We start from the raw sequence: 18,549 nt of genomic DNA on the forward strand, positions 1-18,549 counted from the left end.
CCCCTGGAGGTATTTGGAGACCAAAGATGACGGGGTGCGGGCAGTGACGGAAAAGGTGATCCGTCTTGGCAAGATCCGGAAAGCGCGGGCGCGGCAGACGGACAGGCGCACGGCTGACGCCAACGCGGTCGCCTTCGGGCGGACCAAGGCTGAAAAGGCGCGGGACAAGGCCGAGACCGGGCGCGCCGCGCGGGACCTTGACGGCAAGCGGCGGAACGAGCCGTGAGCGGCCGCCCCGTAAAGCGCTCGCTCACCTTGCGGGGGCACCGCACCAGCGTGTCGCTAGAGGACGCGTTCTGGGACGGGTTCCGCGAGATGGCGGCGGCACGCGGCATCGGATTGAACGCGCTGGCGACCGAGATCGACGCGGCGCGGGGCCTGGAGACCGGGCTGGCTTCGGCGATCCGGGTGCAGGTGCTTGACCATTACCGCACGGCGGTCAGGAGCGGCGGCAAAAGCGGCGACCATACTTGATCGCGTCCGACCACAGCGGATGCGGCGCCCAGAGGCGCGGCACCGTCTGGGCAAGGGGCGCGAGGGCGCGGCGCAGCGGGATCAGACCGCGCGCATCGGCGGCCATGAGTGGACCGCCGCCCGGCGCGGGCGCACCGGCGGCGCGCACGGCGACAAGGTCAGCGGTGGCAGGGCTATAGCCCTCGGCCACTAGCTCGAGGGCGGCGTTCACCAGCGCACCGTGCAACGCGTCGAGGATCTCGGCCTCGTTCAGCGCGCGCGGTGCGATACCCCGCTTGTCCCTGATCTGCGCCAGAACATGATCGAGCGCCGGGTCGGCCTCGGGGCCGTCCGGGCCGTGCAGGTAATAGCCGTGCCCTGCCGCCTGCCCGTTTCGCCCGGCGGCGCGCAGGATGGCGGGCAGTGCCGCGCCGCGCGCGTCGCGGCCGGGGCCGAGTTGTTCGTGCAGAAGACTGCGCGGGGCGTCCAGGCCGTCGGCGTCCAGCGTCTCGAACACCGGACGGGCATAGCGCGCCGCCCGCATCGCGGCATCCACCTGTGCGACCTGCGCGCCCTCTTCCAGAAGCGCCTGCGCCGCCCAGCGAAGCCGCGCGATCAGCCTTTCGCCGACAGGACCGTCCGTTCGCCGCAACACCGGCACGATCCCGGCCTGCCGCATCAGCGCGGCAATGGCGGCGCGGTCGGGCGCGGGCCCAGCACCAAGTTCGGCGATGGACGTGCCCGCCGCGATCTGCACGGGAACGCCACGCGGAAATGCCCTTAGCGCCTCGCGGCTGGCGGGCAGCGGCAGGTCAGACACCAGCGCCGCGGGCAGATCGACCGGGCCAGTCTCGGCCAGCCTGCGCAGCGGTTCAGGGCCAAGTGGCAGCGGAACGATCACCGCCTCTGCCCGGCGAAGAGCCGCGGGGTCGACACCTGCCGAGATTCGGTCAATCACCGCATCGCCGCAGCGCGCGACCAGATCGTCGGCAGCCGCGTCGGCGGCGTCCAGGGTCGGGCCGATCAGCGCCACCCGTCCCCCGGCGTTCAGAACGGCGGCCGCGGCGTCGAGGCAGACGCTGTCAAGCCCGGCGCAGGCGAGATTGTCGGGCGCTTGCGTGCCACGCGATTCGCACTCGGCTGAAGCCAGATGGAGGCGCGCCTGCGCAGCGGGGTGGCGGCGGGTTTCCGTGGCCAGCACCTCGGACACCTCGGCGGCGGCGCTTGCAGGCAGCAAAAGCGTCGCCTCGAGCACCTCGCCAAGCGCGGGCGCCCGCTGGCGCAGGCCAGTGAGGGCGCCAAGTTGCGCCGCCGCTCCGGCAAGGCCGCGCTCTTCGGTGCAGGTTGGGCGCGGGCCGAGGCCGCGTTCCAGCAACGCGCGCGCGAACACCTGCGCCGCAGGGACCACCGGGCCGGACGTCGTCTTGTCGAGAAGGCGCAGACCGCAGGCCGCGTCGGCAGGCACAGCCTCGCCCTCGGCAAGGATCGCGATTGCGGCGGCGAGACCTGAGAGCCGCATGAGGCGAGGCGCCGCTGCGCCCGCAGGCACAAGTCCCAGTGATGCCTCGGGCGAAAGAAGGATCGCCCCCGCGGCGGCGACGCGGTAATGCGCGGCCAGCGCAAGCGCGAGGCATGGCCCCGACACCCTGCCCGACAGCGCCGCGATGACCGGGGCGGGAAAACGCTCGATCCGGTGCGCAAGCTCGGACAGGGAGGGCGCGGCGAAAGGGTCGTCGAAAATCGCCGCATCGGCCGCCGTGAGATCAAGAACGATGGCCCGGGCGTCCTTGTGCGCCGCAAGGACATCGCACTGGTCTTGCCGGGCAGCCGCACCGCAGGCCGAGACGACAAGCGTCCGGATGCCGTGCTGGCCAAGTGTCGTGCGATCCTCGGGTCGTCGGTCCAACATGGGTCTGCACGCGCTACATGCGCCCGATCTGGCGCTTGGCCGCAGAATAGGCCGTATATGTAGCCAGTCCAAACCAAATATCGTGGAGCGCCCCGGATTTCTTGCCATATTCAGAGGGAAATGATGAGGTACCTGCCCCAATTCGGGGGCATCGAAGCCCTTGCAAGTTATATTCAACATATCATATATGTTTACAGCAACACAGGTTCGAACGCGTGCCCTTGCCCGCGCACCGCACAGGAGACGATGACATGCCGCTAGACTGGATCATGGGATTGATCGGGGGGCTGATGATCGGCTCGGCCGCCGCGATGTTCCTGCTTATCAACGGCCGCATCATGGGCGCCTCGGGCATCCTTGGCGGGCTTGTCGACGGAACCGGCCGGTCCAACCGCAGCGAGCGGCTGTTCTTCGTGGCCGGCCTGTTCCTCGTGCCGCTGGCTGTCGTGCAGGTCTACGAGCGAGTCGATACCAACCTGACGGGCAACCTGGCGGTGGTGGTCGCGGCGGGCCTGCTGGTCGGCATCGGCACGCGGATCGCCAATGGCTGCACCTCGGGGCACGGGGTGTGCGGGATCTCGCGCCTGTCGCTGCGCGGGATGGTGGCGACGGTGTTCTACATTCTTGCGGGCGGCGTGACCGTCGTGGTGTTCAAACACCTTCTGGGGATCATCTGATGAACATGCGCAACATTTTCGCCTTGCTGTCTGGCGGGCTTTTCGGCGCGGGGCTGACCGTCTCGGGCATGGTCGACACCGCCAAGGTGCAGGGCTGGCTCGACGTGTTCGGCACTTGGGACCCGACGCTGGCCTTCGTGATGGGGGGCGCGATCCTGCCGATGGCAATCGCGTGGTACATCGCGCGCGGACGGCAGCCCGCGCTTGGCGGCAGTTTTCCCGCGCCAAGCGATCCGCGTCTCGGGCGCAACCTGATCGTCGGCTCGACCCTGTTCGGGATGGGCTGGGGGCTGGCCGGGCTGTGTCCCGGTCCGGCGGTGGCGTCGCTCAGCTATGGCGGGGTCGGCGGGCTGGTGTTCATGGCAGCGATGCTGGCGGGCATGTGGGCCGCTCCGCCCCTGCGTGCCAGGCTCGATGCGATGGGCGCAGCCGCCTGAGCGGGGCGCGGTTCGCCGCGCCTCCCCTTGCATGGGGCCGGGGTCGAGGCGTATGAGGTATGGCATGGATCTACGTCAAATCACGCACGACTACGCGGTCGCCCCGCAGATCGACGCCAGCGACATGCAGGCGCTTGCCGATGCCGGGTACGTGCTTGTCATCGACAACCGCCCCGACAACGAGGTCGAGCCCGAGTTGCAATCGGACAGGATGCGCGAGGCCGCCGAGGCGGCGGGCCTGCAGTTCATCTACAACCCGGTCATCAACGGCGGCCTGACACTGGACATGGTGCGCGGCCAGGGCGAGGCGATCGGTCAGGCCGAGGGCAAGGTGTTCGCCTATTGCCGCTCCGGCACGCGGTCGACCATCGTCTGGGCGTTGAGCCTTGCCGGGCAGGCCCCGGCGGACGATCTGATCGGCAAGGCGGCCGCGGCGGGCTATGACCTGTCGGGGATGAAAGGCCAGATCGAGGCGCTGTCCAGGGACTAGGCGCCTGCGTCGATCACCTCTGGCTCTTGCACCGCCGGGCGCTGCGCCGCACCAAGTAGCGTGATCCGAACGGCGCGCAGCGGGCCGATGCGGCCCAGCCGCGCCTCGCCTACCCGCATCCGCCCTGCCCCGCGCAGCACGATCCTGTCGAGCGCGGCGCGAGGAAGGTCGAGCAGCTGACCGGGCGACAGCCGCGCCAGATCGGTCGCCGCAATCTCGATGCTGGCAAGTTCCGCGGTGATCCGCGCCTCTGATCCAAGCACCTGCGCCCGCCACTGGGTGTCCCAGCGCCCCGGCCCTGCACCCGGCAAGGCCGCCTGTTGCGGCACCGGCACGACCAGCGTGAGCCGCGCCCGGCGGTTCGCGTCGCCAATGTCGAGATCGGCCTGCCACACGACATGCGGGCCATCGACCAGCGCCAGAACGGCAGCCTGCGCCCCGCCAAGCGCCCCGGCGAAGGCGTAGCCGCCCAGTGACGGCGGATCATCAAGAAGCCCCAGACGCGGCGCGATCCCTGCCAGCAGCCTGTCGATCAGCCCCTGTGCCAGCGCTGCGTCGGTGGGCGTGCCGCGCCTGTCCGGGGCGGGCGCTGCGGTGACACGGCCCAGCGTCGCCGCCTCGATAACAGAGGCCATTCCCTGCGGGCAAAGCGCCGCCAGTCCGATGCGCCCCGCTGGACCCTCGAGGCGCATCACCAGCCCGGGATCGGGCAGAGCCGCGCCAATCTCCTCGGCCGCGCATAGGCTGATCCGAAGCCCCGATGCGATCACCGCACATCCAAGCGCCGCGTTCCCGGCCTGAGCGGCGGCAAGGCGCAGCGCCTTTTCCTCGGTCATGGCGGGGGGCGGCGCGGCGCGGCCCGCGATCTTGCGGCGTAGAACGGAATGTTCGGCGGTCATGGGCGGCCCTTTTCGGTTGTCGGTCCGCCACAGTCTCGCCGCAAGTCCTTGCCAATCCCTTACGCCGCGCGTGCCTCGGCGCGAGGAACTGTCACGCGGAACGCCGCGCCGCCCTGTCCCGGCAGATAAGTGATCGCGCCGCCCAGCTTGGCCATCACCTCGCGGCAGATCGCCAGCCCCAGCCCGGCGCCGCCCGCCCGCGCCTGATCGGTGAGGCGCGCGAACTTCTCGAAGATCATCGTCTGCCCGCTTGCGGGAATGCCGTGGCCGTTGTCGATGAAATCGACCGTCACCGCGCCGCCCTGATCGGACACCACGATCCGCAGCGACGGCTCGGGCGCGGCGCAGTATTTCCGGGCGTTCGAGATCAGGTTGATGAACACCTGCGCCAGCCGGTCGGGATCGGTGTCCACCTGCAGGCGCTCGGCCTCTGGTGTGCGGCGAATCTCGAACCCGCGTTCGGTGCCCGGCGGCACGGTCGAGGCGATGGCGCGGTCGATCACCTCGGACAGCGACACCACCGCGCGGTTCAGCGTCACCTGCCCGTTTTCCAGAACGCTGAGGTCCAGAAGATCGTCCAGAAGCCGGGTCAGGCGGATCGTCTCGTCGTGGATGATATGGGCAAAGCGGCGGCGCTCGGACTCGTTCGCGCCGCCCTCCATCAGGATCTCCGAGAAGGCTCGGATCGAGGTCATCGGCGTGCGCAGCTCGTGGCTGATCTGGCTGAGGAACGAATCCTTCTGGATCGACAGCTGTGTCAGCTTTTCGTTAACGTCGCGCAGCTGCCGCGCGGTGCGGCCAAGCTCGGCCGACTTGGCTTCCAGCTGGTTGGAGTATTCCATCATCTGCGCGGTCTCGTCCGCCACGGCCATCAGGTCTTCGACCGTCACCGCCGTCTCGCCGGTCATCTGGCCGACCATCGCGTGCGCCGTCGCCGCGCCGACCGAACCGGCAAGCTGGCGTTCCAGCCGTTCAAGGAACGCCGGTGTCGTATCGGGCAGATAGCCGCCCTTGCCCTGCTCGGCGGCTGCCCTCTGGAACATGGTCTGCGCCTCGGCGGGACCGATGATGCGCTGCGCCATCGCCAGAAGGTCCTCGGCCTCGGCGGCAGAGCGGCTCCAGCCCTGCGCGGCACTGCGGTGGGCGAAGATGTTGACGAACTCGGCGCCCTGCACCCGTTCCAGCGGCCCCGGAAAGCTGAGCAGCGACAGCACGACGAAGACGGTGGTGTTCAGCGTCATCGACCAGAACACGGCATGGACCAGCGGATCGACACCCGAAATGCCAAGCAGCGCCTGCGGGCGCAGCGCGGCGAGGCCGAAGGGACCGTTTGCCAGCATCTCGGCGGGCATCACCGCCGACACGCCAAAGCTGGGCAGGAACAGCGTGTAGGCCCAGACGGCAAAGCCGATCACCAGCCCGCCCGCCGCCCCGGTGCGCGTTGCGCCGCGCCAGAACAGCCCGCCCACAAGCGCAGGCAGAACCTGCACCACGCCCGCGAAAGAGATCAGCCCGATCGCCGCCAGCGCCGCGCCCGACCCCGACAGATGGAAATAGAGATACCCCAGCAGAAGCACCGCGCCGATCGACACGCGCCGCGCCATCAGAACCGTGTCGCGCACGTCGCCCGACATCATCGCGCCGTCCTTGCGCAGGGCCAGCCAGATCGGCATGACGATGTGGTTCGACACCATCGTCGAGACCGCGATGGCGGCGACGATCACCATCGACGTCGCCGACGAGAACCCGCCAAGGAAGGACAGAAGCGCAAGCCATTCCGCGTTCAGCCGCAGCGGCAGCGTCAGAACGTAAAGGTCCGGGTTCTCGCCCGGCAGCGTCGACATACCCACTACGGCGATGGGAATGACGAACAGGCTCATCAGGAACAGATACAGCGGAAACGCCCAGCTTGCGGTGGCAAGGTGCCGCTCGTCCGAGTTCTCGACCACCATGACCTGGAACATGCGCGGCAGGCAGATCAGCGCCGCGCCCGCCAGGAAGATCAGCGTGACCCAGCGGCCGGTATCGACGCGCCACTCCGCGATGGGCGACGCCTCGATCCGGTCGAAGATGTCCGCCGGACCATCCGCGACGCCCCAGACAACAAAGACCCCCACGGCAAGCAACGCCACCAGCTTGACCACCGCTTCAAGCGCGATGGCCATGACGACGCCGTGATGTTGCTCGTTGGCGTCCAGTCTGCGGGTGCCGAACAGGATCGTGAACACCGTCAGCCCCGCCGCCACGATCAGTGCCGTGCGGTCCAGCGCCGCCGGGGTGTCCGACGCGGCGGGCGCGAACACCGCAAAGGACAGCGCGACCGATTGCAGTTGCAGCGCGATATACGGCGTCGTCCCCACCACGGCGAGCAAGGTGACCAGCACCCCCAGAAGGTTCGACTTGCCATAGCGCGACGAGATCAGGTCGGCGATCGAGGTGATCTTTTGCGTGCGCCCGATGCTGACAAGCTTGCGCAGAAGCCACAGCCATCCGACCATCACCAGCGTCGGGCCAAGGTAGATCGTGGCGAACTCCAGTCCCGAGCGCGAGGCGTAGCCGACCGCGCCGTAGAACGTCCAGGCGGTGCAATAGATCGACAGGGACAGCGTGTAGACAACCGGCGAGCGCAGCCAGCCAAGGCGTCCGTTGGCCGCGCGCCGCTCTGCCAGTGCGGCGATCACGAACAGCAGCAGGACATAGGCCAGACACACCGCGATGATGAGATTGAGCGAGATCATCGGCGCGGTTCCTGCGGCGCCTCCGGCGGGCGGATGGCGGGCGGCGGGTCTTCGGGGCGCACCAGCGCGCGCGACAGAAGCGCGCCTCCGGCGATCAGGCCGAACCACACCGCGAACAGGTAGACCCCGGACGCAGCGGTGCCTGCCGGGCCGCCGGTCTCGGGCCGCCACAGCACCGGCACAAGGAACAGGAACAGCCCCGCCACCGGCAACAGCCGCCCGGCATCCGCGATCCGGCGCCGCCGATAGGACCGCCGTTCAAGGAACAGCGGATTGCGGGGCGGCGTGTCGGTCATGCCGCCCCGGCCAGCGCGTTCACCGACGCCAGAACCTCGGCGTTCGAGAACGGCTTGGTCATGAACAGCGTCGCGCCCAGCCGTTCCGCCATCTCGCGGTCGCGTTTCTGGCCGCGCGCGGTCAACATCAGCACCGGCAGCGCCTCGGTCTCGGCGTTGGCGCGCAGGTCGGTCAGGATGTCCAGCCCCGAGCGGTTCGGCAGCATCAGGTCAAGCACGACGACATCCGGCCGCTTGCGCGCCACGGCCTCGATCGCGGTCGCGCCATCGGCATGGCTGTCCACCGTCCAGCCATCCCGCGACAGGATGAAGCTTATCGCCTGTATGATGCTTGGCTCATCCTCGATGAGCAGCACTTTCTTGGTCATGCGCGGACCCCCTCCCCAAGGCGGCGCGGAATTGTTCCTGACTATCGCGCTACTGGCGCACGCTTGTCAAAAGGTCAGACGGTATCCGCGATCAGCGCAGGTTCCCGGCGGGCAGCGCATGACGTGCGCGGACAGATCCGGCAGCTGATCCCCACCGGATCGCCCTGCGGCTCTGGTCCTGCGGCGGCGGGCAGCAGCAGCATCACCGCCTCGAACACCGGCGTTGCGTCGAAACTGCGCGGCTGCGAGGCATCGCAGACGGCATAGGCGATGAATTCCAATCTCTGCCGTCCGGCCAGAGCGATCCGTGCCCGCAGCGGCGCCGAGGGGCGCCCGAGCACCCGGTAAAGAGGCCAGAGCGGACAGGCCGCCCCGAAACGCGGCAGCGCGAAGCCCGCCAGCGGCTTGCGGTGCGTCAATGTGCCCGACCCGTCGCAGATCACCAGCCCCGCGTCGTCGCCCAGGATTACCGCCATCCGGCGCAGCACCGCCGACAGCGGCATGTCGAACTGCCGGGCCAGCGCTGCGGGATCATTGCCCAGATCCTCGATCGCCGCACGAAACGCCGCTTCCGGCATCTGCCGCGCCTCGGCTGCGTAGCGGCGCAGATAGCTGGCGGCCAGCGTCCGCGCGCTTTGCGATCCGGGCGCGTCCGGCGCGTTCAACAGGTCTTCGGGCGTGGTCGATCCCTCCTCGAGCGGGGCGATCCAGTGGCCCCGCGCCGCAAGCCAGGCCTCAAGCTCTTCCTGCGGGGAATTCACGCTGGCATCCTCGGCGGCCCCGGCATCGAGATACCCGACCAGCGTGCGCGCGCCCTCGGCAAGTCGGGCGCTTTCCTCGAAGACGTTGCGCTGGAACCGGTCGCGCCATTCCGGCTCGATGTCGGGGGTTTCGACAAGGATCGACGCGGTCGAGCGGATCGCCGACACAGTGGACAGCACGTCGTGCAGGGATTCAGACAAGAACGGGTCATGCGTCAGGCGGTCCGAAAGCGTGGCGACCGTGCGTTCCAGCGCCTCGATGCGCCGGGCCTGTGCGACGACGGTGCGCGTCCAGCCGGGAAAACGGGTCGCCAGATCGTCGCTGCGGATGGCTTCGGCCGTCTCGCCGTCCGGTCCCGCCGCGACGGCGGCCAGTTGTTCCAGAAGCGCTTCTTCTGCGCCTTCGGTCAGCGCCGACGGGTCGACCCCCAGCGCCCGCGCCAGATCGTTCAGCACGCGGCCGCCGATTCTCCGGCGGTTGTGCTCGATCAGGTTAAGGTATGCAGGCGATATCCCTATGGCCTTGGCCAACGCGGCCTGTTTCAGCCCCAGAACCTCGCGCCTTTCGCGGATTCTGCTGCCGGTCATGGCGGCTTCCCTCACGGCAATTCCCCTTGCAATCCAGCACGTTGCTGCACTGCGAAGAAAATTTCTTTACAAATCTCGCAGCTGCACAGTCGAGATATTTACAAAAATATTCATTCAAAGCAAACACTTGCTTCCTTATTTTCTTGCGCTGCTCCATAGTCGCAACATCCTGTAAAAGGATACCGCGCACGGATGTTGAGGAGCATCCTTGCGACTTTTACCAAACGGGAGGATTTTCATGTCCAAATCGAACTTCACGCGCCGTGGGCTTCTGAAGACCAGCGCAATGGCGGGTGCCGCCCTTGCGATGCCGACCTACCTGCGCGCCGCCGCTCACAGCGGCTTTACCAATGCACCGGGCGAGTCGACTGTCACGCTCGGCTTCAACGTGCCCCAGACCGGCGCCTACGCGGATGAGGGCGCGGACGAGCTTCGCGCCTACCAGCTTGCTGTCGAGCACCTGAACGGCGAAGGCGACGGCGGCATGCTGAACACCTTCACGTCCAAGGTTCTGGACGGCACCGGCATCCTTGGCCGCAAGGTCGAGTATGTGACCGGCGACACGCAGACCAACTCGGACGCCGCGCGCGCCTCGGCACGCTCGATGATCGAGAAGGACGGCGCCATCATGATCACCGGCGGCTCGTCGTCGGGCGTCGCCATCGCGGTCCAGGGCCTGTGCCAGGACGCCGGTGTCATCTTCATGGCTGGCCTCACGCACTCGAACGACACCACCGGCAAGGACAAGCGGGCAAACGGCTTCCGCCACTTCTTCAACACCGAGATGTCCGGCCGCGCGCTCGCCCCGATCCTCGAGGCGAACTACGGATCGGACCGCAAGGCCTATCACCTGACCGCCGACTACACCTGGGGCTGGTCGCAAGAGAACTCGATGAAGACCTACACCGAGGATCTCGGCTGGGAGACGGTGAACACCGTTCTGACCCCGGTGGGCGCAGGCGACTTCTCGTCCTACATCGCGCCGGTGGCGCAGTCGGGCGCAGACGTGCTGATCCTGAACCACTATGGCGGAGACATGGTCAACTCGCTGACCCAGGCTGTCCAGTTCGGCCTGCGCAACCTTGAAGCCAACGGCAAGAACTTCGAGATCGTGGTTCCGCTGTTCTCGCGCCTGATGGCACGCGGCGCGGGCGACTCGATCAAGGGCATCTTCGGCTCCACCAACTGGCACTGGTCGCTGCAGGACGAGGCGTCACAAGCCTTCGTTCGCTCGTTCGGCACCAAGTACGGCTTCCCGCCGTCGCAGGCCGCACACACCTGCTATGTCCAGACGCTGCTTTACGCGGACGCAGTCACACGCGGCGGGTCGTTCAACCCCTGCGCCGTGGCCGAGGCCCTGGAAGGCTTCGAGTTCGACGGCATGGGCAATGGCCCGACGCTGTACCGCGCCGAAGATCACCAGTGCTTCAAGGACGTGCTTGTCGTGAAGGGCAAAGAGAACCCCACCTCGGAGTTCGACCTGCTCGAGATCGTCGAGATCACGCCGCGCGACGTGGTGACCTACCCGGTCGATCACCCGGACTTCCAGGGTGGTTCGCTCGGGTCGTGCAACCCCGGCGCCTAAGTCCCACGCGGACGATACGACACCAACGCCCCGCGCGCGCCCTCACAGGTGCGCGCGGACTTTCCCCTTGCCGCGTGCCGGGGGGTTTCTGAGGGGATAGAAGTCCATGGAATCTTTCATAATCCAGATCCTGAACGGGCTCGACAAGGGGTCGGCCTATGCGCTGATCGCCTTGGGGCTGACACTGATCTTCGGCACGCTCGGGGTGGTCAACTTCGCGCACGGCGCGCTGTTCATGATCGGGGCATTCTGTGCCGTGACACTGGGGCGGTTGCTGACGCTCAGCCATGAGGTGCTGGACCCCTCGCGCACCGACTTCCTGGGCAACCCGGCGATGGTCAAGGTGCCCTATATCTACGACATCTTCGGCCCCGAGTTGGGGGCCACGATCATCGACTGGACGGTTCCGCTGTCGATCCTCTTCGCGATCCCGGTAATGATCCTTGTCGGCGTGGTGATGGAACGCGGACTGATCCGGCATTTCTACAAGCGTCCCCACGCAGATCAGATCCTTGTGACCTTCGGCCTCGCGATCGTGCTGCAAGAGATCATCAAGGCGTTCTACGGGGCCAACCCGATCCCCACCCCGGCGCCCCAGGCGTTCACGGGATCGTTCGATTTCGGCGTCCTGCTGGGCTTTGATCCCTTCACGGTGATCTACCCCTACTGGCGCCTGATCTACTTCGTGTTCTCGGTCGTCATCATCGCCGCCGTCTTTGCCTTCCTGCAGTTCACAACCTTCGGCATGGTCGTGCGCGCCGGGATGGCCGACCGCGAGACGGTCGGGCTTCTGGGCATCAACATCGACCGCCGGTTCACGCTGATGTTCGGCCTTGCGGCCGCCGTCGCGGGCCTTGCGGGAGCGATGTATACGCCGATCAACTCGCCAAACTATCACATGGGGATGGATTTCCTCGTTCTCAGCTTCGTGGTGGTCGTCGTCGGCGGCATGGGCAGCCTGCCCGGCGCGGTGCTGGCCGGCTTCCTTCTGGGCATCCTGCAAAGCTTTGCCTCGATGTCGGCCGTGATCGAGACCATCCCCGGCATCAACCAGGTCGTCATCTACCTGGTCGCCATCATCATTCTGTTGACGCGTCCGCGTGGCCTGATGGGCCGCAAGGGCGTGATGGAGGACTGATCCATGCTTGGACTCAATCGCAAGGACGGCGTCCTTTTCCTGATCGTGGTGGTGATGGTGATCTTCGCCCCCTTCATCCTCAATCCCTTCCCGTCCGACTCGTCGCTGGCGCAGTTCAACGCCGGGTATCCGGACCTGATGCAGCGGTTCCTGATCTTCGGGATCTTCGCCGTCGGCTTCAACATCCTGTTCGGTCTGACGGGCTACCTGTCCTTCGGCCATGCCGCGTTCCTTGGCGCAGGCTCTTACGCCGGGGTCTGGATGTTCAAGCTGCTGGGGATGAACGTGCTTTACGCCATCACCGCCTCGGTGCTGGTCGCTGGCCTGTTCGCGCTGTTCATCGGGTTCATATCGCTGCGCCGGTCGGGTATCTATTTCTCGATCCTGACGCTGGCCTTCGCCCAGATGTCCTATGCGCTGGCCTATTCGGTGCTGACCCCCATCACCAACGGCGAGACCGGGCTGCAGCTGTCGCAGAACGATCCCCGCATCCTTGAAGGCGCAAGCGCGGCGGACGGATCGCTTCCGGTGCCGTCGCTGTTCGGACTGGAGACACGGGCGACCCACACGCTGGACCTCGGCGCCTGGTCGTTCGACTTCAACGCGGGCTATTACATCTGCGGCGTCATCATGATCTTGGCCTTCTACCTGTCGATCCGGATCTTCCGCTCGCCGTTCGGCATGATGCTGCGGGCGGTGAAGTCGAACCAGCAGCGGATGAACTACACGGGCCTCAACCCGCGTCCCTACACGCTGGCCGCTTTCGTGATCTCGGGCATGTTCGCGGGTCTTGCGGGCGGTCTGATGGTGTCGATGGACCCTCTGGCAGGGGCCGAGCGGATGCTCTGGACCCGGTCGGGCGAGGTCGTTCTGATGACGATCCTTGGCGGCGCGGGAACCCTGATCGGGCCGGTGCTGGGCGCGGGCTTCATCAAGTATTTCGAGAACATCTTTTCTCGGATCAACGACCAGGTGCTGCACCAGTGGTTTGCCTTCCTGCCTGACGGGTTCGAGAATGCGATGGTGTTCCTTGTGCACCCCTTCGTCGGCAAGGGCTGGCACCTGACGCTGGGCATCCTGTTCATGCTGGTGGTGATCTTCCTGCCGGGCGGTCTTGTCGAAGGCGGCCAGCGGATCGGGCGTCTGTTCCGCCGCAAGAAGAAGACCGACCAGGCCGCGGGCACCGCCCAGGGCCAGAACACCCCCGCCGAATAAGGAGACGGACAGATGGGAATTCTTGAAGTCAAAGGCGTGGGCAAGCGGTTCGGCGGCCTTCAGGCGCTTGGGGACGTGAACCTATCCGTGCAGGAAAATTCGGTCCACGCGATCATCGGGCCGAACGGCGCGGGCAAGTCGACCTTGCTGAACTGCCTCGTCGGCAAGCTGATCCCCGACACCGGAACGGTCATGTTCGATGGCCAGTCGGTGCTGGGGCGCAAGCCGCACGAGATCAACCAGATGGGCATCTCGCGCGTGTTCCAGACGCCGGAAATCTTCAGCGACCTGACGGTGCTGGAGAACGTGATGATCCCCTGCTTCGCACGGCGCGACGGGTCGTTCCGGATGCACGCCATCGAACAGGTGGCGCGCGAGGGGTCGATCATCGAGCAGGCCGAAACCATGCTGGCCGACGTCAACATGCTGGAAAAGCGCGATTTTCATGCCGGAAGCCTGTCGCGCGGCGACAAGCGGCGGCTGGAAATGGCGATGTGCCTCGTGCAGGAGCCTCGGCTTCTCTTGCTGGACGAACCGACCGCCGGCATGAGCCGCGCCGACACCAACAACACCATCGCGCTGCTCAAGGAAATCAACGAGAAGCGCAGCATCACGATGGCGATCATCGAGCATGACATGCACGTCGTGTTCTCGCTCGCCGACCGGATCACCGTGCTGGCGCAAGGCACGCCGCTGGTCGAGGATACGCCGGAAAAGATCAAGGGCCATCCCAAGGTCCGCGAAGCCTATCTCGGGGAGGCACAACACTGATGTCCGTCGCAGAAGACACCACCGGCCAGCACGACTGGTCAAAGCATTCCAACCAGGCCGCGACCGCGCCCGCCTTCTTCAGCGCGTGGGACATCCACGCCTACTACGGCGAAAGCTACATCGTGCAGGGCGTCAGCCTGACCGTGCACGAGGGCGAGATCCTCGCGCTTCTGGGCCGTAACGGCGCAGGCAAGACCTCGACCCTGCGGGCGCTGGCGCGGCTCGACAATCCGCGGCTCACCCACGGCGAGATCTGGCTGGACCACAAGAACCTGACCAAGATGAAAAGCCATGAGGCTGCCGTCGCCGGGATCGCCTTGGTGCCCGAGGATCGGCGCATCATCTCTGGCCTCACCGTCGAGGAGAACCTCAAGCTGGCGCAAATCACCGAACCCGTCGGCTGGTCGCTGGAACGCATTTACGAGCTGTTCCCCCGCCTCGGCGAGCGGCGCAAGCAAGAGGGCACGACGCTTTCGGGCGGCGAGCAGCAGATGCTGGCCATCGCCCGCGCACTGGCCCGTGACATCAAGGTTCTTCTGCTGGACGAACCCTATGAGGGTCTTGCGCCGGTGATCGTCGACGAGATCGAGAAGACGCTGAACATCATCAAGGAACAGGGCATCACCACGGTGATCGTGGAACAGAATGCCGTTCGGGCCTTGAAGCTTGCGGACCGTGCGGTGATCCTCGACACGGGACATGTCGTGTTCGATGGCAGCGCCAAGGAAGTGCTCGACGACGAGAAACTTCGCGCGGAATACCTCGCCATCTGAAACCTGCACCTGTGCTGCGTCCCGGGCGCCCTGCCCGGGGCCTTTCCCCGCCGCCCCGCGGCGGGCGCCGAGTATTGAAGGGAGGGACCCCATGGCCGAGGAAAGCCAGAAACTCTATGAGCCAAGCGCCGATTTCGCGGCCAAGGCCCACATCGACGCCGCCACCTATGACCAGATGTATGCCCGGTCGATCGACGATCCCGAAGGCTTCTGGTCCGAACACGCGCAGCGCATCGACTGGATCAAGCCCTTTACCAAGGTGAAGGACGTGAATTTCGACTACGGCGACGTGTCGATCAAGTGGTTCGAGGACGGCACGCTGAACGTCGCCGCCAACTGCATCGACCGCCATCTTGAGACACGCGGCGACCAGACCGCGATCATCTGGGAACCAGACGAGCCGGGCGACGACGCCCGCCACATAACCTACCGCGAGCTGCACGCCGAAACCTGCAAGATGGCCAACATCCTGCTGGACATGGGCGTGACCAAGGGCGACCGCGTCGTCCTTTACCTGCCGATGATCCCCGAGGCGGCCTATGCCATGCTGGCCTGCGCGCGCATCGGCGCGGTGCACTCCATCGTCTTCGCGGGCTTCTCGCCCGATGCGCTGGGGGCGCGGATCAACGGCTGCGACGCCAAGGTCGTCATCACGTCCGATTTCGCCCCGCGCGGCGGCAAGGCCACCAAGCTCAAGTCGAACACCGACACCGCACTCTTGCACTGCAAGGACAGCGTCAAGCTGCTGATGGTCCGGCGCACCGGCGATCAGACCACCTGGGTCGAGGGGCGCGATCATGACTACAACGCGCTGCGCGAAACCGCCTCGGATCAGAACACGCCCGCCGAAGTGAACGCCGAGGACCCGCTGTTCATCCTCTATACCAGCGGCTCCACCGGCCAGCCGAAGGGCGTTGTGCACACCTCGGGCGGCTATCTCGTCTACGCGGCGATGACCCACCAATACACGTTCGACTACCACGACGGCGACGTCTACTGGTGCACGGCGGACGTGGGCTGGGTCACCGGGCACAGCTATATCGTCTATGGCCCGCTCGCGAACGGCGCGACAACGCTGATGTTCGAGGGCGTGCCGACCTATCCCGACGCGGGCCGGTTCTGGGCGGTGTGCGAAAAGCACAAGGTCGCGCAGTTCTACACCGCGCCGACCGCGATCCGCGCGCTGATGGGCCAGGGCAAGCAGTACGTCGAGGGCTATGATCTGTCCTCGCTTAAGCTGCTGGGCACCGTGGGCGAGCCGATCAACCCCGAGGCGTGGAACTGGTACAACGATGTCGTCGGCAAGGGCCGCTGCCCCATCGTCGACACCTGGTGGCAGACCGAAACCGGCGGCCACCTTATCACCCCTCTGCCCGGCGCGATCCCCACCAAGCCCGGCTCGGCGACCAAGCCGTTCTTCGGCATCAAACCGGTGGTTCTGGATGCGACCACCGGCGAGGAGCAGAAAGAGACCAAGGCCGACGGCGTGCTGGCCATCGCCGACAGCTGGCCCGCGCAGATGCGCACCGTCTACGGCGACCACCAGCGGTTCATGGACACCTATTTCCAGCAATACAAAGGCTACTACTTCTCGGGCGACGGCTGCCGCCGCGACGAGGACGGCTATTACTGGATCACGGGCCGCGTCGATGACGTCATCAACGTCTCGGGGCACCGCATGGGCACCGCCGAGGTCGAAAGCGCGCTTGTCGCGCATGAGGACGTGGCCGAGGCCGCCGTCGTCGGTTATCCGCACGCCATCAAGGGACAGGGCATCTACGCCTATGTCACTCTGATGAACGGGGTCGAGCCGACCGACGCGTTGCGCAAGGAGCTTGAAAAATGGGTCCGCACCGAGATCGGCCCCATCGCCAAGCCCGACCTGATCCAGTGGGCGCCCGGCCTGCCTAAAACGCGGTCCGGCAAGATCATGCGCCGCATCCTGCGCAAGATCGCCGAGAACGACTATGGCGCGCTCGGCGACACCTCGACGCTGGCCGACCCCAGCGTCGTCGAGGACCTGATCGAGAACCGGATGAACCGGGACTGACCCCCACGCAGCGTCAGCATTCCGCACGGGCCGCGCATCGACGCGGCCCGTTTGATTTCCGGCCAACCCTAACAACCTGCCCGAAATGGCCGTCATTTTCATTGAATTGACGTCTTGCGATCCCGCGCGTGCCGCGATCGCGTGCCACACAGGAGCAGGAAGGGTGAAACATGCAGGTTCTGTTTCCCTCGGGGTCTTCCCCGAAATCAGGCGAGGGTATCATGGTGCGACGCTATATGATGGACGGTTCCGGACGCCTCGTTCCCGTGCCGGTTCAACCCCAGACAGCGCGGTCGCGGCGCGCGACGGTGCTGGCGGCCAAGCAGCGCTGACCCGCCAAGCACAAAGGCCCCGGACGCAGTGTCCGGGGCCTTCGTTGCTTCATCCGTCAGACGCGCCTCAGTTCAGCGCGGCATCCGTGATGACATGCGTCCAGGCCGCCTCACCCGGATCGGCGGTGATCACCGGGTCCGAGCCGCCCGCCAGCAGGGTATCCACCGTGCGCTGGAAATCGGCCGGGTCAAGCGCGCCCGCCGAACCTGCGGTCAGCTTGGCGACTTCGCTCATCATGCGCTTCTGGTGCTGTTCCGTCTGCGCGCCGGTCTCGTCGTATTCCAGCACGATCTCGGCCGCCTCGTCGGAATTCTCCTCGGCGTATTTCCAGCCCTTCATCGAGGCGCGCACGAAGCGGGTCAGCTTGTCGACCATTGCCTCGTCTTCCAGCGCGCTTTCCAGCACGTAAAGCCCGTCTTCCAGCGTGGCGACGCCCTGGTCCTCGTACTTGAAGGTCACCAGTTCCTCGGGCGTGATGCCGGCGTCGATCACCTGCCAGTATTCGTTGTAGGTCATCGTCGAGATGCAGTCGGCCTGCTTTTGCAAAAGCGGATCGACGTTGAAGCCCTGCTTGAGAACCTCGACGCCGTCCTCGCCGCCCTCCGTGGGGATGCCAAGCTGGCTCATCCATGACAGGAACGGGTATTCGTTGCCGAAGAACCAGACGCCCAGGGTGCGGCCGGGGAAATCCTCGGGCGCCTCGACGCCGGTTTCCGCAAGGCAGGTCAGCATCATGCCGGACGACTTGAACGGCTGCGCGATGTTGACCAGCGGCAGGCCTTTTTCGCGCGCCGCAAGCGCCGCAGGCAGCCAGTCGACCATCACGTCGGCGCCGCCGCCCGCGATCACCTGCGTCGGCGCGATGTCCGGCCCGCCCGGCTTGATCGTGACATCGAGGTTCTCTTCCTCGTAGAAGCCTTTTTCAAGCGCCACGTAATAGCCCGCGAACTGGGCCTGCGTGACCCATTTCAGTTGCAGTGTCAGGGCATCCTGCGCCTGTGCCGCGCCGCTTGCCAGGCCAAGGGCCCCAAGGGCGACAGCCGCTCCGATGATCTGTTTCATGGTATT

Annotated in this window: 18 protein-coding genes; 11 read left to right on the top strand and 7 right to left on the bottom strand. The window is 66.4% G+C overall.

Features of this window, described 5'->3' with window-relative positions:
- The first annotated feature begins 34 nt into the window (after positions 1–34).
- Together KTJ87_RS07910 and KTJ87_RS07915 are read left to right on the top strand one after the other, a co-directional pair.
- A complete protein-coding gene (locus KTJ87_RS07910; RefSeq protein WP_267138552.1) occupies positions 35–226 on the top strand; it encodes a DUF4169 family protein in 192 nt (63 codons plus the stop codon).
- Entirely contained in the window at positions 223–474 is a 252-nt protein-coding gene (locus KTJ87_RS07915; protein WP_267138553.1) for a ribbon-helix-helix domain-containing protein, read from the top strand. Before KTJ87_RS07910 ends, KTJ87_RS07915 begins: the two co-directional genes overlap by 4 nt.
- Here KTJ87_RS07915 and KTJ87_RS07920 read toward each other — a convergent pair.
- On the bottom strand, positions 440–2,362 hold the full coding sequence (locus KTJ87_RS07920) for a 3-hydroxyacyl-CoA dehydrogenase family protein (RefSeq protein ID WP_267138554.1): 1,923 nt from the start codon (positions 2,360–2,362) through the stop codon (positions 440–442). The genes KTJ87_RS07915 and KTJ87_RS07920 overlap by 35 nt on opposite strands.
- Before the next feature lie 251 nt (positions 2,363–2,613).
- Between KTJ87_RS07920 and KTJ87_RS07925 the strand changes: the two genes are divergently transcribed.
- From KTJ87_RS07925 to KTJ87_RS07935, 3 genes are all read left to right on the top strand, one after another.
- The gene (locus KTJ87_RS07925) at positions 2,614–3,039 is read left to right on the top strand and encodes a YeeE/YedE family protein (RefSeq protein ID WP_267138555.1); all 426 of its coding nucleotides are present in this window, start codon (positions 2,614–2,616) and stop codon (positions 3,037–3,039) included.
- Between the two features lie 5 nt (positions 3,040–3,044).
- Complete coding sequence (locus KTJ87_RS07930) at positions 3,045–3,476, top strand: DUF6691 family protein (protein ID WP_267138757.1); 432 nt, start codon at positions 3,045–3,047, stop codon at positions 3,474–3,476.
- A 64-nt stretch (positions 3,477–3,540) separates the two neighbouring features.
- Positions 3,541–3,966, top strand: coding sequence for a TIGR01244 family sulfur transferase (locus KTJ87_RS07935; RefSeq protein ID WP_267138556.1), 426 nt, complete (start codon positions 3,541–3,543; stop codon positions 3,964–3,966).
- On the opposite strand, the gene KTJ87_RS07940 is transcribed toward KTJ87_RS07935, so the two are convergent.
- The 5 genes from KTJ87_RS07940 to KTJ87_RS07960 all read right to left on the bottom strand — a co-directional run bounded on the left by KTJ87_RS07940 (position 3,963) and on the right by KTJ87_RS07960 (position 9,616).
- Positions 3,963–4,865 (bottom strand): FliM/FliN family flagellar motor switch protein, encoded by a 903-nt coding sequence (locus KTJ87_RS07940; RefSeq protein ID WP_267138557.1) that lies wholly within the window; start codon positions 4,863–4,865, stop codon positions 3,963–3,965. The two genes, KTJ87_RS07935 and KTJ87_RS07940, sit on opposite strands and share 4 nt — an antisense overlap.
- Positions 4,866–4,924: 59 nt before the next feature.
- Positions 4,925–7,603, bottom strand: a complete 2,679-nt coding sequence (locus KTJ87_RS07945; RefSeq protein WP_267138558.1) for a sensor histidine kinase — start codon at positions 7,601–7,603, stop codon at positions 4,925–4,927.
- On the bottom strand, positions 7,600–7,899 hold the full coding sequence (locus KTJ87_RS07950) for a hypothetical protein (RefSeq protein WP_267138559.1): 300 nt from the start codon (positions 7,897–7,899) through the stop codon (positions 7,600–7,602). Before KTJ87_RS07950 ends, KTJ87_RS07945 begins: the two co-directional genes overlap by 4 nt.
- On the bottom strand, positions 7,896–8,267 hold the full coding sequence (locus KTJ87_RS07955) for a response regulator transcription factor (RefSeq protein WP_267138560.1): 372 nt from the start codon (positions 8,265–8,267) through the stop codon (positions 7,896–7,898). The genes KTJ87_RS07950 and KTJ87_RS07955 overlap by 4 nt, the downstream gene beginning before the upstream one ends.
- 74 nt (positions 8,268–8,341) lie before the next feature.
- On the bottom strand, positions 8,342–9,616 hold the full coding sequence (locus KTJ87_RS07960) for a helix-turn-helix domain-containing protein (RefSeq protein WP_267138561.1): 1,275 nt from the start codon (positions 9,614–9,616) through the stop codon (positions 8,342–8,344).
- A gap of 238 nt (positions 9,617–9,854) precedes the next feature.
- Between KTJ87_RS07960 and KTJ87_RS07965 the strand changes: the two genes are divergently transcribed.
- From KTJ87_RS07965 to acs, 6 genes are all read left to right on the top strand, one after another.
- A complete protein-coding gene (locus KTJ87_RS07965) occupies positions 9,855–11,201 on the top strand; it encodes a substrate-binding protein (RefSeq protein WP_267138562.1) in 1,347 nt (448 codons plus the stop codon).
- Positions 11,202–11,307: 106 nt separating this feature from the next.
- On the top strand, positions 11,308–12,339 hold the full coding sequence (locus tag KTJ87_RS07970; RefSeq protein ID WP_267138563.1) for a branched-chain amino acid ABC transporter permease: 1,032 nt from the start codon (positions 11,308–11,310) through the stop codon (positions 12,337–12,339).
- Positions 12,340–12,342: 3 nt separating this feature from the next.
- Positions 12,343–13,554, top strand: a complete 1,212-nt coding sequence (locus KTJ87_RS07975; RefSeq protein WP_267138564.1) for a branched-chain amino acid ABC transporter permease — start codon at positions 12,343–12,345, stop codon at positions 13,552–13,554.
- Between the two features lie 12 nt (positions 13,555–13,566).
- On the top strand, positions 13,567–14,325 hold the full coding sequence (locus KTJ87_RS07980; RefSeq protein WP_267138565.1) for an ABC transporter ATP-binding protein: 759 nt from the start codon (positions 13,567–13,569) through the stop codon (positions 14,323–14,325).
- On the top strand, positions 14,325–15,098 hold the full coding sequence (locus KTJ87_RS07985) for an ABC transporter ATP-binding protein (protein WP_267138566.1): 774 nt from the start codon (positions 14,325–14,327) through the stop codon (positions 15,096–15,098). The genes KTJ87_RS07980 and KTJ87_RS07985 overlap by 1 nt, the downstream gene beginning before the upstream one ends.
- A 91-nt stretch (positions 15,099–15,189) precedes the next feature.
- Positions 15,190–17,148, top strand: coding sequence for an acetate--CoA ligase (gene acs / locus KTJ87_RS07990; RefSeq protein WP_267138567.1), 1,959 nt, complete (start codon positions 15,190–15,192; stop codon positions 17,146–17,148).
- Between the two features lie 399 nt (positions 17,149–17,547).
- Here acs and KTJ87_RS07995 read toward each other — a convergent pair whose 3' ends face one another.
- Complete coding sequence (locus tag KTJ87_RS07995) at positions 17,548–18,543, bottom strand: ABC transporter substrate-binding protein (RefSeq protein ID WP_267138568.1); 996 nt, start codon at positions 18,541–18,543, stop codon at positions 17,548–17,550.
- Positions 18,544–18,549 lie beyond the last annotated feature (6 nt).

Source organism: Anianabacter salinae, from assembly GCF_019061145.1.
In the GTDB taxonomy this organism is placed as follows: domain Bacteria; phylum Pseudomonadota; class Alphaproteobacteria; order Rhodobacterales; family Rhodobacteraceae; genus Anianibacter; species Anianibacter salinarum.

Excerpts from the sequence above, each read along its gene's own strand:
- KTJ87_RS07920 (WP_267138554.1), bottom strand. The coding sequence starts at position 2,362 with ATGTTGGACCGACGACCCGAGGATCGCACGACACTTGGCCAGCACGGC.
- KTJ87_RS07925 (WP_267138555.1), top strand. The coding sequence starts at position 2,614 with ATGCCGCTAGACTGGATCATGGGATTGATCGGGGGGCTGATGATCGGC.
- KTJ87_RS07930 (WP_267138757.1), top strand. The coding sequence starts at position 3,045 with ATGCGCAACATTTTCGCCTTGCTGTCTGGCGGGCTTTTCGGCGCGGGG.
- KTJ87_RS07935 (WP_267138556.1), top strand. The coding sequence starts at position 3,541 with ATGGATCTACGTCAAATCACGCACGACTACGCGGTCGCCCCGCAGATC.
- KTJ87_RS07940 (WP_267138557.1), bottom strand. The coding sequence starts at position 4,865 with ATGACCGCCGAACATTCCGTTCTACGCCGCAAGATCGCGGGCCGCGCC.
- KTJ87_RS07945 (WP_267138558.1), bottom strand. The coding sequence starts at position 7,603 with ATGATCTCGCTCAATCTCATCATCGCGGTGTGTCTGGCCTATGTCCTG.
- KTJ87_RS07950 (WP_267138559.1), bottom strand. The coding sequence starts at position 7,899 with ATGACCGACACGCCGCCCCGCAATCCGCTGTTCCTTGAACGGCGGTCC.
- KTJ87_RS07955 (WP_267138560.1), bottom strand. The coding sequence starts at position 8,267 with ATGACCAAGAAAGTGCTGCTCATCGAGGATGAGCCAAGCATCATACAG.
- KTJ87_RS07960 (WP_267138561.1), bottom strand. The coding sequence starts at position 9,616 with ATGACCGGCAGCAGAATCCGCGAAAGGCGCGAGGTTCTGGGGCTGAAA.
- KTJ87_RS07965 (WP_267138562.1), top strand. The coding sequence starts at position 9,855 with ATGTCCAAATCGAACTTCACGCGCCGTGGGCTTCTGAAGACCAGCGCA.
- KTJ87_RS07970 (WP_267138563.1), top strand. The coding sequence starts at position 11,308 with ATGGAATCTTTCATAATCCAGATCCTGAACGGGCTCGACAAGGGGTCG.
- KTJ87_RS07975 (WP_267138564.1), top strand. The coding sequence starts at position 12,343 with ATGCTTGGACTCAATCGCAAGGACGGCGTCCTTTTCCTGATCGTGGTG.
- KTJ87_RS07980 (WP_267138565.1), top strand. The coding sequence starts at position 13,567 with ATGGGAATTCTTGAAGTCAAAGGCGTGGGCAAGCGGTTCGGCGGCCTT.
- KTJ87_RS07985 (WP_267138566.1), top strand. The coding sequence starts at position 14,325 with ATGTCCGTCGCAGAAGACACCACCGGCCAGCACGACTGGTCAAAGCAT.
- acs (WP_267138567.1), top strand. The coding sequence starts at position 15,190 with ATGGCCGAGGAAAGCCAGAAACTCTATGAGCCAAGCGCCGATTTCGCG.
- KTJ87_RS07995 (WP_267138568.1), bottom strand. The coding sequence starts at position 18,543 with ATGAAACAGATCATCGGAGCGGCTGTCGCCCTTGGGGCCCTTGGCCTG.